10 protein-coding genes are annotated in these 15,632 nt (G+C 58.5%); 5 read left to right on the top strand and 5 right to left on the bottom strand.

What is annotated here, in order from left to right; all coding sequences use genetic code 11:
• The first annotated feature begins 166 nt into the window (after positions 1 to 166).
• From EAO82_RS14770 to EAO82_RS14760, 3 genes are read left to right on the top strand one after another with little or no spacing between them, the layout of a single operon-like run.
• A complete protein-coding gene (locus tag EAO82_RS14770) occupies positions 167 to 5,077 on the top strand; it encodes an NAD-glutamate dehydrogenase (protein ID WP_096344777.1) in 4,911 nt (1,636 codons plus the stop codon).
• Positions 5,074 to 5,331 carry a DUF2835 domain-containing protein gene (locus EAO82_RS14765; RefSeq protein ID WP_231703216.1) on the top strand — a complete coding sequence of 86 codons (258 nt, stop codon included), beginning with the start codon at positions 5,074 to 5,076 and terminating at the stop codon, positions 5,329 to 5,331. Before EAO82_RS14770 ends, EAO82_RS14765 begins: the two co-directional genes overlap by 4 nt.
• A gap of 51 nt (positions 5,332 to 5,382) precedes the next feature.
• Entirely contained in the window at positions 5,383 to 6,411 is a 1,029-nt protein-coding gene (locus EAO82_RS14760; protein ID WP_096344776.1) for a quinone-dependent dihydroorotate dehydrogenase, read from the top strand.
• A 106-nt stretch (positions 6,412 to 6,517) separates the two neighbouring features.
• Here EAO82_RS14760 and rmf read toward each other — a convergent pair whose 3' ends face one another.
• Positions 6,518 to 6,733 carry a ribosome modulation factor gene (gene rmf, locus EAO82_RS14755; protein WP_096344775.1) on the bottom strand — a complete coding sequence of 72 codons (216 nt, stop codon included), beginning with the start codon at positions 6,731 to 6,733 and terminating at the stop codon, positions 6,518 to 6,520.
• Between the two features lie 262 nt (positions 6,734 to 6,995).
• On the opposite strand from rmf, the gene rlmKL reads away from it, so the two are divergent.
• Positions 6,996 to 9,233 (top strand): bifunctional 23S rRNA (guanine(2069)-N(7))-methyltransferase RlmK/23S rRNA (guanine(2445)-N(2))-methyltransferase RlmL, encoded by a 2,238-nt coding sequence (gene rlmKL, locus EAO82_RS14750; RefSeq protein ID WP_096344774.1) that lies wholly within the window; start codon positions 6,996 to 6,998, stop codon positions 9,231 to 9,233.
• 22 nt (positions 9,234 to 9,255) lie between these two features.
• On the opposite strand, the gene dacB is transcribed toward rlmKL, so the two are convergent.
• From dacB to EAO82_RS14730, 4 genes are all read right to left on the bottom strand, one after another.
• Positions 9,256 to 10,725, bottom strand: coding sequence for a D-alanyl-D-alanine carboxypeptidase/D-alanyl-D-alanine-endopeptidase (dacB, locus tag EAO82_RS14745; protein WP_174958894.1), 1,470 nt, complete (start codon positions 10,723 to 10,725; stop codon positions 9,256 to 9,258).
• Between the two features lie 121 nt (positions 10,726 to 10,846).
• The gene (locus EAO82_RS14740; protein WP_096344773.1) at positions 10,847 to 11,971 is read right to left on the bottom strand and encodes a cache domain-containing protein; all 1,125 of its coding nucleotides are present in this window, start codon (positions 11,969 to 11,971) and stop codon (positions 10,847 to 10,849) included.
• A gap of 44 nt (positions 11,972 to 12,015) precedes the next feature.
• A complete protein-coding gene (locus tag EAO82_RS14735; protein ID WP_096344772.1) occupies positions 12,016 to 12,828 on the bottom strand; it encodes a TatD family hydrolase in 813 nt (270 codons plus the stop codon).
• 12 nt (positions 12,829 to 12,840) lie between these two features.
• Positions 12,841 to 14,553 carry a DEAD/DEAH box helicase gene (locus EAO82_RS14730; RefSeq protein WP_096344771.1) on the bottom strand — a complete coding sequence of 571 codons (1,713 nt, stop codon included), beginning with the start codon at positions 14,551 to 14,553 and terminating at the stop codon, positions 12,841 to 12,843.
• Between the two features lie 142 nt (positions 14,554 to 14,695).
• On the opposite strand from EAO82_RS14730, the gene EAO82_RS14725 reads away from it, so the two are divergent.
• Complete coding sequence (locus EAO82_RS14725; protein WP_096344770.1) at positions 14,696 to 15,628, top strand: glutathione S-transferase family protein; 933 nt, start codon at positions 14,696 to 14,698, stop codon at positions 15,626 to 15,628.
• The last annotated feature ends 4 nt before the right edge of the window (positions 15,629 to 15,632 follow it).

Here is a 15,632-nt window from a genome sequence, read left to right as displayed (position 1 = left end):
AGTGTCGTGTCCATGCACGAAACTGTCACTGTAGCGAAAGGTCTATGGTCTAGACTGATTATTATGCCTTTTTAAGGCCGGTATTAGTGACCGCGCCGCGTGCATTTTCTTCACATTTCCATGACCCATGAAGGGTCAGCCCGCAAACGGGTCCTCCGGAGGCAGCATGGCATTTATCATGGCCAGCAACAGAAAAGAATTTCTCAACATCCTGCAAGAACGGTTAAGTGAATTTGTCGAGCAAAGCGAACAGGACATCCTCCTGCGCTTTACCGAGCAGTTCTTCGGCATAGTCCCCCTGGGGGAACTGCTGGCCAGGCATGACACCGATCTGTTCGGCTGCACGCTGTCCTACTGGCGCTTTTTCAAGAACTACGATGGCGAAGCTGAAAAGCTCCGCGTGTTCAATCCTGACATTCAGCAACACGGCTGGCAATCCACGCATTCGATCGTGGAGATTGTGCATAGGGACTCACCTTTTCTGGTGGATTCGGTGCGCATGGAGTTGAACCGTGCCGGTTATGCCATTCATACATTGCAGAACAGCGTCATGGCGGTTGAGCGCGATGAGAAGGGCCTGCTAAAGGCGCTGTATAGTCGCGACAAGGCTCCCGCCAAAGCCACCCACGAGTCGGTCATGTATATTGAGGTGGACCGTTGCTCGAGCGCTGGAGAGCTGAAGCGCTTGAGTAACCGGTTGAAAACGGTGCTGTCGCATGTGCGCGCGGCAGTCGGTGATTTTGCCGCGATGCAGGCCCAGGCCCAGGGTCTGATCGAGGCGTTGAAGAGCAAATCCAAGAGTTTCCGTTACTACCAGGACGAAGACCGCAGCGAGTGCCAGGCGTTTCTGAAATGGCTCTTGGACAACCACTTTACCTTCCTCGGTTATGAACGCTTCAGCGTTGCCACTGGCCTGAAAAACATGCAATTGGGGATCGATACGGATGCCTGTCTGGGCGTATTGAGCCTCACCCGGCGTGATGAATCATTGAAGGGCTTGCCGGACAAGGTGCTTGATTATCTGCAATCCCCGGTGCTGCTGTCATTCGCCAAGGCCTCTGATTTCAGCAAGGTGCATAGGCCGGCGTATCCGGATTACGTGTCTGTTCGCGAGGTTGATGCCAAAGGCAAGGTGCTGGTAGAGCACCGTTTCATGGGGCTTTATACGTCACGCGTTTACTCCGACGTGGTCGAACATATTCCGCATTTGCGCCGCAAGGTTGATGCTGTACGTGCGGCATCCGGGTTTACCGCGCACAGCCATCTGGGCAAGGAACTGGATCAGGTGCTGCAGGTATTGCCGCGCGATGATCTGTTTCAGATGTCCGAGCAACAATTGAGTGAGACAGCGCTGAGTATTGTGCAGATCCAGGAGCGCAACCAGATTCGAGTGTTCCTGCGCAGCGGCAATTATGGTCGCTTCTATTACTGCCTGGCCTATATCCCGCGGGATGTTTACTCCACGGATATCCGCTTGAAGATCGAAAAGGTGCTGATGGAGCGTCTGCAGGCGACCGAATGCGAGTTCTGGACCTATTTCTCTGAATCGGTACTGGCGCGAACGCAATTTATTCTCAGTGTTGATCCGAAGAAGGACCTGGATGTGGACCCCATCAAGATCGAGCAGGATGTGATACAGATTTGCCGCAACTGGAAGGATGATTTCCGTGATCGTCTGCTGGAGACGCTGGGTGAAGCCAAAGCCACCGAAGCGCTGGAGCAGTTTGCCGGCAGTTTTCCTGCCGGTTATGTGGAGCGTTTTACCCCGGCCAGCGGTGTGGTCGATTTGCAGCACATGCTCAGTCTGAGCAGCGAGCAGCAACTGGCGATGAGTTTCTATCAACCGCTGTCGCAGAAAACCGGGGTATTGCATTGCAAGCTTTACCACCTGCATGAGCCGCTACCGCTGTCGGACATTCTGCCGATTCTGGAGAATCTCGGCTTGCGCGTGATGGGCGAGTTTCCGTTCTGCTTCGAGCGCAGTGACGGTACCCGCTTCTGGATCCACGACTTCGAATTTACCTATGCGCTCGACAGCAGTCTGGATATACAGGAAGTCAACGAACTGTTCCGCGATGCTTTTGTACAGGTTTGGCGCGGGCTGGCGGAAAACGATGGTTTCAACCGGCTGGTTTTGCTCGCGCGCATGTCCTGGCGCGATGTGTCGCTGCTGCGTGCCTATGCCCGTTACCTGAAGCAGATCCGTCTGGGCTTCGAGTTGCCCTACATCGCCAATACGCTGGTGACTCATGCGGATATCGCCCGTGAGTTGGTACGCCTGTTCAAGACGCGGTTCTATCTGGCGCGCAAACTGTCTGCTGATGATCTCGAAGACATGCAGCAGCGCCTGGATCAGGCCATCATTGGCGCCCTGGACGGTGTTGCAGTGCTGAACGAGGATCGCATCCTGCGGCGTTATCTGGACCTGGTCAAAGCGACGCTGCGAACCAACTTTTATCAGAATGACGAAAACGGCGCGGTAAAGGATTACATCAGCCTGAAATTCAATCCTCGGGCGATTCCTGAGTTGCCGTTGCCGCGGCCGATGTACGAGATCTTTGTCTACTCGCCGCGTTTTGAAGGCGTGCATTTGCGTGGCGGCAAGGTCGCCCGTGGCGGCTTGCGCTGGTCCGATCGAGAAGAGGACTATCGCACCGAGGTCCTCGGTCTGGTCAAGGCTCAGCAGGTCAAAAACGCGGTTATCGTTCCGGTCGGTGCGAAGGGCGGTTTTGTTCCGCGGCGCCTGCCATTGGGCGGCACACGCGATGAAGTGCAGCAGGAGGCCATCGCCTGCTACCGTTTATTTATCAAAGGCTTGCTGGATATTACCGATAACCTGCATGAAGGTAATGTGCTGCCACCGGCTCAGGTTGTGCGCCACGATGAAGACGACCCATACCTGGTTGTGGCGGCAGATAAAGGTACAGCGACCTTCTCGGATATCGCCAATGGCATTGCCGCTGAATACGATTTCTGGCTCGGCGATGCGTTCGCTTCCGGCGGTTCCGCTGGCTACGATCACAAGAAAATGGGTATCACCGCCAAGGGTGCCTGGGTGTCAGTGCAGCGGCACTTCCGCGAACTGGGTTTGAACGTGCAGAGCGACCCGGTGACCGTGCTCGGCATCGGTGATATGGCCGGCGACGTGTTCGGCAACGGCATGTTGCTGTCACGAAGCCTGAAGTTGGTGGCGGCGTTCAACCACCAGCATATTTTCATCGATCCTGATCCGGATCCCGAGACCAGCTTCAATGAGCGCCAGCGCCTGTTTGATCTGCCGCGCTCGAATTGGGCCGACTATGATCAGAAGCTGATCTCCGCGGGTGGCGGACTTTTTGAGCGCAGCCTCAAACAGATCACCTTGACCCCGCAAATGCGCAAGCTGTTTGATATAGATGCAGACAAGCTGACGCCCAATGAACTGATCCACCGTTTGCTCAAGGCCCCGGTTGATCTGCTGTGGAATGGTGGTATTGGTACCTATGTCAAAGGCAGCGCTGAAAGCCATGCGGACGTCGGTGACAAAGCCAATGACATTCTCCGGGTCGATGGCCGCGACCTGCGCTGCAAGGTGATCGGCGAGGGCGGCAATCTGGGCATGACCCAGCTGGGGCGCGTGGAGTTCTGCCTGAAGGGCGGCGCGTTGAACACCGACTTTATCGATAACGCCGGCGGGGTCGATTGCTCGGACCATGAGGTTAATATCAAGATTCTGCTCAACGAGGTGGTGACCGCGCAGGACATGACCGGCAAGCAGCGCAACAAGCTGTTGGCCAGCATGACCGATGCGGTGGCTGACCTGGTGCTGGCCAACAACTACAAGCAGACCCAGGCCATCAGTCTGGCGCAGCGTCAGGCTGCGAAAACCATGACCGAATACCGGCGCTTTATCAGCGCGATGGAGGCCAGCGGCAAGCTCAGCCGCTCGTTGGAATACATCCCCGAGGATGACCAGTTGGCCGAGCGCACAGCGCAAGGGCGCGGTCTGACCCGTCCCGAGTTGTCGGTGTTGATCTCCTACTCCAAGGGCGACCTCAAGGAAGCGCTGGTCGCTACCGATGTGCCTGAAGACCCCTATCTGGCGCGTGAGGTGGAAACCGCGTTCCCCGCCGTTCTAGCGAAAAAGTATGCGCCCGCTCTGCGTAATCACCGCTTGCGTCGCGAGATTATCTCGACGCAGTTGGCCAACGATCTGGTCAACCATATGGGGATTACCTTCCTGCGTCGCCTTGAGCAATCCACTGGCGCTCTTGCCGGCGATATTGTGCGCGCCTATGTCGTTGCGCGGGACGTGTTCAGTCTTCCCACGCATTTTGCGGCTATCGAAGCGCTGGATTATCAGGTGCCTGCCGAAGTGCAGCTTGAGTTGATGGATGACCTGATGCGTCTGGGCCGCCGGGCAACCCGCTGGTTTATTCGCAACCGTCGTGGTGAGCTGAACCCAGAGCGGGAAGTGGCGCATTTTGCGCCGCGTATTCAGGCACTGGCTCGGCAGTTCGACAGCTTGTTTGAAGGCCCGGTACGGGCGGTGTGGGAAAACAAGTTCAATGGCTATGTGGAAGCCGGTGTGCCGGACGAGATAGCCCGGCTGGTGGCTGGTACCGGGCACTTCTATACCTTGCTCGGCATCATCGAGGCAGCGGACGCTACTGGCCAGCCTTCGGAACTGGTGGCGCAACTGTTCTTCGCACTGGGCTCTGAACTGCAGTTGCCCTGGTTCGCCCAGCAGGTGAACAATCTGCCGGTGGAGAACCACTGGCAGGCGTTGGCGCGGGAAAGTTACCGGGATGATCTGGACTGGCAGACTCGAACCATGACCATCGCGGTGCTGCAACTGGCCAGTGAAGGCGACACGGTGGAGCAACTGGTGCAAAAGTGGACCGCGTTGAATCCATTCCTGGTCCAGCGCTGGCGTGCGATGTTGACCGACTTGAAGAGTGCCGGCGCGGGAGACTATCCGATGGTTGCTGTCGCTATGCGCGAGTTACTGGACCTTGCCCAGGCGGCGCGGCACAGTGGCGTCGAGACTGAGAACGGCAGCGCGCAAGCGGCGCCAGTGGAGGAGGAAGCTGATTGAGTCAGGAGCAGCTGATTGTAGATGTGGCGCTGCCTGCCGAACGTTATCTGGCCTGGTATAGGGGCCAGGCGGGCAGGGTGCTGATGGTTAGCCGGGATGGCCGGAGGGTGAGTTTGCCGGCGCATCACCTGCGCGCTTTTCTTACCCATGAAGGTGTCTACGGCAGCTTTCTGATGCGTTTTACCGCAGACGGCAAGCTGGTCTCACTGGAGCGTTTGGGTGGAGAAGGGCCCTGCAGTGCCCCCAGCTTCTGACAGAGCAGGTATACTCTGCCCCAGATTTTTCCCTCTGCAAGGTACTTGTCCATGTATTCCATGATGCGCTCGCTGCTTTTTCGGCTGTCCGCCGAAACCTCCCATGATCTGGCTCTGGACATGATAGGCGCCGCCGGCCGCACCGGCCTGGCGCGCAAGCTGGTCAGGCAACTGGCGCCTGATCCCGTTGAGGTCATGGGGCTTACATTTGATAACCCGGTCGGCCTGGCAGCGGGACTGGACAAGAATGGTCTGGCAGTCGACGGTCTCGGCGCGATGGGCTTCGGCTTTCTCGAGGTGGGTACGGTGACGCCGCTTGCCCAGCCGGGCAACCCGAAGCCGCGGATGTTTCGTCTGCCCGAGCAGAACGCGATCATAAACCGGCTGGGGTTTAATAACCTGGGAGTGGATGCGCTGTTGGCGCGCCTGGATGCGGTGCGGTATCAGGGTGTGCTGGGGATCAATATCGGCAAGAACGCCGTTACTCCAGTAGAGCATGCAGTGGATGATTACCTCACCTGCCTGCGCAAGGTCTACAGCCGGGCCAGTTATGTGACGGTGAATCTGTCGTCGCCGAATACACCCGGGTTGCGGACCCTGCAATACGGTGAGGCGCTCAAACTACTGCTCGGGCAGATCAAGAGCTGTCAGGGCGAGCTAGCCACTCAATACGGCCGTTACGTGCCTATCGCTATCAAGATTGCCCCGGACATGCTGCCCGAGGATCTGGCTCTGGTTGCCGGCTCGTTGGTCGAGGCGGGTATGGATGCGGTGATCGCGACCAATACCACGCTGGAACGCACTGCGGTGATCGGGCTTGAGCACGCCGATGAGGCGGGCGGGCTTTCTGGCGGGCCGCTTACCGATGTGTCTACCGAGGTCATCCGACTGCTGGCCGACGAGCTCAAAGGACGTATGCCGATCATTGGTGTAGGCGGGATCCTTCAGGGCGCTGACGCAGTAGAGAAGCTCAAGGCTGGCGCCAGTCTGGTGCAGATTTACAGTGGCTTTATTTATCGCGGTCCGGAGCTGGTCCGTGAATGTGTAGATGCGGTAGCGGCGTACCGCGCTGGACTCTGATCAGCCCGCTGAAATGAAAGGCCCCCGCATTGCGGGGGCCGATGGGCCGTTTCAAAGGCCCGGCGCTTTAGTGAAGCGCCATAGGAAAATCAACTTGATCGGGGAGTTAACCTACCGCGCGCATCTCATTGAGTCGGTGCACGCCAGAAATGCCGGTAAAGCCGTCCCAGTGATCGGCCCGGCCCTCGCGCCACCCATTGATCCAGGTCTGTCGGGCGGTGGGGCTATTGAAGGGGCAAGTATCCTGGGATTTACCATGAACACCATGTTGATAACCGCGCAAAAACGCTCGTTCCATCGGATCACGCTTGAGTCTTCTCATAAAGTAGAGCCCTCATTTGAAGTACAAACCCGGCTCGCAGTTTGCGAGGCCAGGAGCAAGGTGCACAGGGTTGTCCTGCGGCACCGTGGGGACTCGCCGATGAGCTTGCCCCCAAATAGGTTTTCCCGTACTCAAGAGTTACTGTTGTAACCTACGGATTGCCGCCAACCCAAAGATCGATTTGGCATACCTGGGATGCCCCTTAGCCGGGTACGCAATAACCCGGCACTCATTCTGTCACTGTGTTCTGGAAATCAATTAGATGCGTGAAACTCTTGAATTATTTGTCACCTGCCCACGTGGTATCGAAGGCCTGCTGCTCGAGGAAATGAAGGCACTCGGGGCGCAGTCGCCACGGGAGACGCATTCCGGCGTCAGCCTGCAGGGTGACATGCAACTGGCCTATCGCATCTGCCTCTGGTCACGGTTGGCCAATCGCGTGCTGTTGATACTTGAGCGCTTTCCAGTGGCTGATGCTCAGGGCCTTTACGAAGGTGTGGCGGGTATCGATTGGTCGCAGCATCTGTTGCCTGAAGGTAGCCTGGCAGTCGATTTCGGCGGGATTCTGCCGGGTGTCGACAACACCCACTTCGGCGCGCTGAAGGCAAAGGATGCCATCGTTGACGGTCTGCGCAAGGCCGATGGTAGTCGCCCCAGCGTTGATCGGGTAAACCCTGATTTGCGTATCAATGTGCATTGCCGCAGTAACGAAGCGCAGTTGGCGATTGATCTGTCGGGTCACAGCCTGCACCAGCGCGGCTATCGATTGCAGCAGGGCGCCGCGCCCTTGAAAGAAAATCTGGCTGCGGCGATTCTGCTTCGCGCCGGCTGGCCGCAGTTGGCTGAAACCCAGGGCGCACTGGCGGATCCGATGTGCGGCTCTGGTACTTTTCTGGTTGAAGCGGCGATGATGGCCGCTGATATGGCACCCAATCTCCAGCGCGAGCAGTGGGGCTTCAGTCATTGGCTGCAACATGATCCGGCACTCTGGGAGACGGTCCGTGCCGAGGCGAAGCAGCGTGCGGAGGCGGGCCTGGCCCGTGAGCCGCTGTGGATACGCGGTTACGAGGCTGATCCGCGTCTGCTGCAACCGCTGCGCAATAACATCCAGCGTGCCGGTCTGGGCAACTGGGTCAAGGTATATCAGGGCGAGCTGGCGACCTTCGCGCCTAGCCCGGACAAGGGCCAGAAAGGCCTGATCGTCTGTAACCCGCCCTATGGCGAGCGGCTTGGCGAGGCGGCCAGCCTGGTGTATCTGTACCAGAAGCTGGGCGAAGTGCTGCGTCAGCAGTGTGAGGGTTGGCAGGCGGCGATCTTCACCGGCAATCCGGACCTGGGCAAGCGCATGGGCATCCGCAGCCATAAGCAATACGCACTGTTCAACGGCGCGCTGCCCTGCAAACTGCTACTGATGGATCTGCAGCCAGAGCGCTACGTTACGGGCTCGGCCAAGCCAATGCAGGAGCGCGGCAACCAGTCACCGGCTCAGCCTGAACAACAGGCAGATTCAAGACAGCCGTCGGCGCCGCCAGTAACTGACGCACCAGAGACCAACGCCCGGCTCAGCGAGTCGGCGCAGATGTTTGCCAATCGACTGAAAAAGAATCTGAAGAATCTGGGTAAATGGGCGCGACAGCAGGACATCAGCTGTTACCGCGTTTATGACGCCGACATGCCCGAATTCGCCGTGGCCATCGATCTCTATGGTGATTGGGCCCACGTTCAGGAGTATCAGGCGCCGGAGACTATCAGTGAAGACAAGGCCCGGGCCCGCTTGCAGGATGTGCTGGTCGCTTTGCCCGGGGTGTTGGGGATTCCTCCGGCTCAGGTGGTGCTCAAGCAGCGTCTGCGTCAGAGTGGCAGTGCCCAGTACCAGCGCATGGACCGCAAGGGCGAGTTTCTTACCATCAGCGAAGGTCAGGTAAAGCTGTTGGTCAATCTGACCGACTACCTGGACACCGGGGTGTTTCTCGACCACCGTCCGCTGCGTTTGCGCCTGGCCGCTGAGGCACGCAACAAGCGCTTTCTGAATCTGTTCTGCTACACCGCCAGTGCAACCGTGCACGCTGCCGTCGGCGGTGCTCGCAGCACCACCAGTGTCGATCTGTCGCGGACTTACCTGGACTGGGCCAGACGTAATCTATCGCTCAATGGCCTGTCGGACCTGCACCAGTTGGTGCATGCCGATGTGATGCAGTGGCTGGAAGAGGATCGTGGCGAATATGATCTGATCTTTATCGATCCGCCGACCTTCTCCAATTCCAAACGGCTGGACGATGTATTTGACGTGCAGCGCGATCACGTCCGTCTGATTGAAATGGCGATGGATCGTTTGGCGGCGGGGGGTGTGGCTTACTTTTCCAACAACTTCCGGCGATTCCGGCTGGATGCGGCATTGCAGGACAAGTACGAGGTCAGTGATATTTCCGCGCAGACGCTGGACAAGGACTTTCAGCGCAATACACGGATTCACCGTACCTGGCGCATCAGCCGTCGCTGATGCGCCTCAGGGCCACCCGGATTTACTGATTGGTGGCCATTTCGGTGCTGGAGCGCCGATGCACATCGGTCAGCACGCGGTCGAGTGCCTGACGGCTTGCGCCAGCGGCAGGATGGTTAACGATGGCAGCGACGGCCCAGCTCTTGCCATTGGCATCCTGGGTAATACCGGCAATCGCGCGTACGCTGCGCAAGCTGCCGGTTTTGATGTGCGCTCGCCCGGCCACCGGGGTATTGAGCATGCGCCGGCGCATGGTGCCGTCCATCGCTGCCAGCGGCATGGACGCGATAAACTCAGCGGCGTAGGGGCTTTTCCAGGCATGCTCCAGCAGCATTGCCAGGTCGCGTGCGGTCATGCGCTCCACCCGCGATAGCCCCGAGCCGTTCTCCAATACCAGGCCTTTGGGCCGCATTCCCTTGCGGCTCATCCATTCATCAATGCTGCGGACCGCGGCCTGGTAGTCATCCACATCGCCCGGGGCACGCTGGTCACGGCCGATCGCCAGGAACAGCTGGCGGGCCATGGTGTTGTTGCTGAACTTGTTGATGTCGCGAATGATGCTGACCAGATCGGCGGAATCGTTATAAGCCAGCTGCTGTGCACCACTGGGCATGTAACCGACGCGTGTGGTGCCGCTGATCTTGCCGCCCATCTCCTGCCACAACGAGCGCAACGCGCTGCCTGTATAGGTGGCCGCATTCAACGCAGACATATAGCGCTGTACCGAACAACCTTCATGCAGGGCCCCGGTCAGGGTGACCTGCGCCTGGGTGCCCTGGTCCTTGATTGCATAGGCGATGTTGGGCCACGGGCAGGAACTGACTTTTGGCAGCAGCTTGAGCTGGTTGTCGATGGTCACTTCGGGGAGCGCCGGTTCGAGATGGATACGTACGCCACCGCGCTCGCCATAGCTGCTCAGTGTCAGCACCTTGAGGTTGGTCAGCAGTGGGTCGGGCTCGACCAGAAAGGGCTTGCTGGGGTCGTTGCCGTCATCCGGGAAGGGTTGCGCATTCAATGGCATGCGCATATCAGCCGGCTGCAGCACCAGATCACCGCGCACTTCCTTCACCCCGGCAGCGCGCAGATCACGCAGCAGTGTCCACATGCGCTCAAGTGTCACCTTCGGATCGCCGCTGCTGCGGTACACCAGGTCGCCTTGAAGGACGCCGTTTTCTATTGGCCCGGTACCGTGCAGTGAGGTGCGCCATTGATAGGTTGGTCCGAGCAGTTCCAGTGCGGCATAGGTGGTCACCAGTTTCATTGTTGAAGCTGGATTGACCTCCTGATCAGCATTTACATATTGTGCGACGCCCTGGCCTTCCAGCGGAATGATGGCCAGTGACATGGCGGTGCTCGGAATTCGGGCGCTGTCCAGTGAACTGCGGACCTGGCTTGGCAGGCTGCTCAGGTCAGCGGCCAGCACAGTAGTGCTCAACAGTAAGGCGGTGGCAGGTAACAGGCGGCGCAATGAATAGCGCAGTGAAAAGAACATAATTAGCGGTTACTCCAGGGTGTCATATGGCCTGCTCTAATATGCTGGCGAGGCTCAAAAAAGCAGTCTTGGCCATCATCACCCAATTGCAGACGAAGTCCAAGGGGCTCAGGGCATTTAGTCATCCGCGCCGTCGCGTTAGCCGCGTAATAAATAACCAGGCGAGAGGCAGAAGCACCAGACTGGCGATCAAGGTGATCCACACACTGTGTCGGCGTATGCGGTAGGCCTCGGCCAATAACTCGCGCTCGGGGACCAGGATGGCCAGGTAGGTTTCCGGTAGCCCGGCAAGGTCTATGCGGCTCTGTGACAGGGTCCAGCGTTGGCCTTCCAGCACCAGACTCGTCAGCCGCTCCTGGTTATAGCCATCTTCGGCCAGGCGGGCCAGCAGCGTACTGCCCAGTTCGTTGAAGCCTTTGAGGCGCAGCGCTGTGCCCTGGGCAACGTTGAGAATGCGGGCGACATCATGGTAAGCGATGACCGTGCCCTCAGGATCATAGAGCAACAGCTGTGAATGTGCGGTCAGCTGCAGTTTGGCCAGGGTGTGCGAAAGCTGGCCGAGCGTGAGATCCGCGCCGAGTACGCTGCCGCTGATTGTCGGCCGGGCCAGGGTAGTGCCGAATTCGCTGGTGGAAAAAAAGATGTAGGGCGTGGTGATGATCTGCGCGCCGCTGCCGCGTGCCTGGCTGTACCACAGACGTTGGCGGGGATCGTAGCCGTCGTTGAACAGCTCGCGTTGCTCCAGTATCTGCAACTGCTCGTCGTAAAACAGGTGCACCGCCTTGCCTGCTTCTGGACCCATCTGGATATGCCATACCATCCAGACCGCTTCAAAGGGGGCGTTGAAGCGCGTGCGCAGGCTCGGTGTGCGCAACGGTCTGAGCATCATATAGTCGCCGGTCGGCCAGCCCTGGTAAAGCGAATTGAGCTGAGGATTGTCTATCAGTACCTGGGCCAACTGGGGCAAATAATTCAGCCGCTGCTCCAGCGAAATTGTGCTTGAAAGATCGCTCAGGGCCAACAGATTGAGGGCCTGGGCCGGTGGCTGATAAAGGCGCAGAAGTTCTGTTTCAAGTTGCTGGCTGATATGGCGGAAGAGCGTCTCGCCGGTATTGAGAATGACCTTGCTCTGCTGCTGGTAGTGAAAGATCGCCAGACCAACCCCGAGAGTCAGGGCGACCAGTGTGCTGACTGCCAATAGCACCCAGGCGGATGGGACCAACGCAGCGGAGGTATGTCGAGCCATCTAGGCAACCTGACCAGGAAATGCTACTCACAGCGTAGCGGAGTTTAGCTGGGTTGCAGGCTATGGTTCGCGGGTAAGTCGAAAAAAGTACGAGCGCACCGGGTAGTATGCTCGGCAAGTTGCTCCAGTGTTTCCCCACGGCAACTGGCCACCAGGCCGGCTACTTCAAGAAGAAAAGCCGGCTCGTTGCGGCCCTTTTTTGGCTTGGGTCGCAGTGTGCGCGGTAACAGCCACGGAGCGTCCGTTTCCAGCATCAGACGCCCGGCAGGGATGTTGGCGACCAACTGTTGCAGATGCGTGCCACGTCGTTCATCACAGATCCAGCCCGTGATGCCGATGTGCAGATCCAGGTCCAGATAGGCGTGCAATGCAGACTTTTCGCCGGTAAAACAGTGGACTACAGCTGCCGGCAAATGATCGCGGTAATCCTTGAGTATCTCAGCCAATACTGTGCTGGCGTCGCGCTCATGCAGGAACACTGGTAGTCGCAGCTCTACAGCTAGTTGCAGCTGCTGCTCCAGTGCCTTGACCTGTTGAGGCCGCGGCGAAAAATCACGATTGTAATCCAGGCCGCACTCGCCAATCGCTTTCACGCACTCAGCTTGCGCCAGGCGGCGTATTTCGCCGGCCAGTTCGTCGGTCCAGTCGCGGGCTTGATGCGGATGCACACCGGCCGTACAAAACAGCCTTGAGGGAAGATCGTTGCAGAGTTGTTGCACCTGATGGCTGGTCGCCAGCGACGTGGCGGTCAGTATCATCTGGCTTATATCGGCTTGCCAAGCCCTGTCCAACACGGCCTGTTGATCATGATCGAAGGTCGTGTCGGTCAGGTTGACGCCAATATCAATCCATTCCATGCCTGCGGGCTATCAGCTGGCCGGGCGTGGTTTGGCAGCGCGCGGCTTGCTTGGAAATTCCTTGCGCGGCTTCGGTCGGGCAGGGCGCTCGACTTCACCGGGCGGCAAGGGCCAGGCACGGATCTGCAGGGCAACGCCATTGATTTCCACGCTGGTCAGCTTGGCAATGGTCGCCTCGTTGAGCTCGGGAAGATACACACCAGTATGCTCGGTGAACATCTTGATATGACCAATCTGCTGGCGCTGCAGGCCGCCAAAGCGGCACAGGGCATCGACCAGCGGCTTGGGCATCAACCCGTTGGAGCGGCCACCCTTGACCTTGTAACGTACCAAGCCGCTGTCGCGTTCGGCGAAACCATCGCGAGCGCTGTTGGCGGCAGGCGCGGTAGGCAGATCCTTGACCGGCTCAACCAGCGTTTTGGCACTGGGCATGATTGCCAGCAAGGTCGCCGCCAATTCTTCCGGCGTCAGGTTGGTCAGCTCCAGCAGGTCACTGGCGAGCTTTTCATGCAGAGCGCCAGTGGTTTCACGAGCGGTGTTGATCCGCGTAGCCAGCTTGGTCAAACGACCGCTGCGTACGGCATCCGCACTGGGCAGTGCCTGGGTCAGAATTTTCTGGCCGGTAGCTTTTTCCAGCTGGTGCAGCAAGCGACGCTCACGCGGCGTGGCGAACAGGATCGCGGTGCCGGAGCGACCGGCACGGCCAGTACGGCCGATACGGTGAACGTAGGATTCGCTATCGTGCGGCACGTCGTAGTTGAGTACGTGGGAAATACGTTCCACGTCCAGACCGCGCGCAGCCACATCCGTCGCGACGACGATATCCAGCAGGCCACGTTTGAGGCGGTCAACCACCTGTTCACGCAACTGTTGGCTGAGATCGCCATTCAGGGCTGCTGCAGCAAAACCACGGGCTTCCAGACGCTCGGCAATTTCCATGCTGGCAGTCTTGGTACGTACAAAGACGATCATCGCCTCGACCGGCTCGACTTCGAGCAGACGGGTCATGGCATCGAGTTTGTGGTGGTTGGATACCTCCCAAACGATCTGGGTAATGGTATCCAGGCTGCTGCTCACGCCGCTGTGCAGGCGGATTTCCTTGGGCTCGCGCATATGCTTGCGGGCTACGGTACGCACGCCGGCAGGCATGGTCGCGGAGAACAGGGCTTTCTGGGTGTTAGTCGGTACTTTTTCGAACACCGCATCCAGGTCGTCGGCAAAGCCCATCTTGAGCATTTCGTCGGCTTCATCAAGCACCAGAAAACGCATGTTCTCAAACTTGATGCTGCCACGACGCATATGGTCAGTCAGGCGGCCAGGGGTCGCTACGACCACGTGGGCGCCGCGTTCCAATGCCTTGAACTGCGGGGCAAAAGCCGAGCCGCCGTACAGAGCCAGCACGGAAAAGCCGCGCATGTTCTGAGCGTAACGCTGGAAGGCTTCAGCCACCTGCAATGCCAGCTCGCGGGTGGGAGTCAGAATCAGGGCCTGAGTGGCGCGGATACTGACGTCAATGCCAGCCAGTACAGGCAGGGCGAATGCGGCTGTTTTGCCGGTACCCGTCTGAGCCAAGCCAAGCAGGTCGTCACCGGCCAGAAGGGTAGGGATTGCCTCGGCTTGAATCGCGGAGGGTGTTTCATATCCGAGGCTGGTCAGAGCCTCGAGAAGCGGTGCAGGCAGGCCTAAATCGGCGAACTGCGGTGCCGCCGGAGCGGTATCGGACATACTTGGAGTGAACCTTGGGGGATAAATAGATCGAATAGTATACGCGCATTTGAGGAAAATTGCCGCAAGGTTTTTCAATCACTGGCCAGGGCAGGGCGCATGCTGTCAGGCTATCAACACTTTCAGTCAAGGAGTACACGCTATGGGCAGGCTGGTAAACGGGACCTGGCATGATGAGTGGTACGACACCAAAAGCACCGATGGTGAGTTCGTGCGTGAGGACGCCGGATTTCGCGGTGCGGTAGAAAAGGGCGGGCGCTTTGCGCCTGAATCCGGCCGTTATCACCTGTACGTGTCGCTGGCGTGCCCCTGGGCGCACCGGACGCTGATCATGCGCAAACTCAAGGGGCTGGAGTCGCATATCGATGTGACCGTAGTCGAGCCGCATATGCTTGAGGAAGGCTGGACCTACAACCCGCCTGAGCCCTTGTACGGTTATACCCGACATCATCAGCTGTATACCCACGCCAAATCCGATTATACCGGCCGCGTTACCGTCCCGGTGCTCTGGGACAAGCAGGAAGAAACCATCGTCAATAATGAATCGGCCGAGATCATCCGCCTGTTCAACAGCGCCTTCAATGACCTGACTGGTGACACCCAGGACTTCTATCCAGAGACCTTGCGTGAGGAAATCGATCGGATCAACACGCGGGTCTATGACGAGATTAACAACGGCGTATACAAGAGCGGTTTTGCCACTACCCAGAAAGCCTATGAGAAAGCCTGCCGGACGCTGTTCGAAGCGCTGGACTGGGTGGAAGGCTTATTGGCGGAGCGGCGTTATCTGGCGGGCGAGCAGATAACCGAAGCCGATTGGCGGCTGTTTACCACGCTGGTGCGCTTTGATCCCGTGTATCACGGCCATTTCAAGTGCAATATCCGCCGGATTGAGGACTACCCGCATATGGCCGGCTACCTGCGTGAGCTCTACCAATGGCCGGGCGTTGCCGATACGGTCGATTTCGAGCATATCAAGCAACATTACTACTACAGCCACGAGACCATTAATCCGACGCGTATCGTACCGCTAGGAGATGGTCTGGATTTGAATCTACCACACGGCCGGGGTTGATCCG

This window comes from Halopseudomonas pelagia (genome assembly GCF_009497895.1).
Taxonomy (GTDB): Bacteria; Pseudomonadota; Gammaproteobacteria; order Pseudomonadales; family Pseudomonadaceae; genus Halopseudomonas; species Halopseudomonas pelagia_A.
Note: the sequence above shows the minus strand (reverse complement) of the source record. Positions and strands in the feature narration are given on the sequence as shown.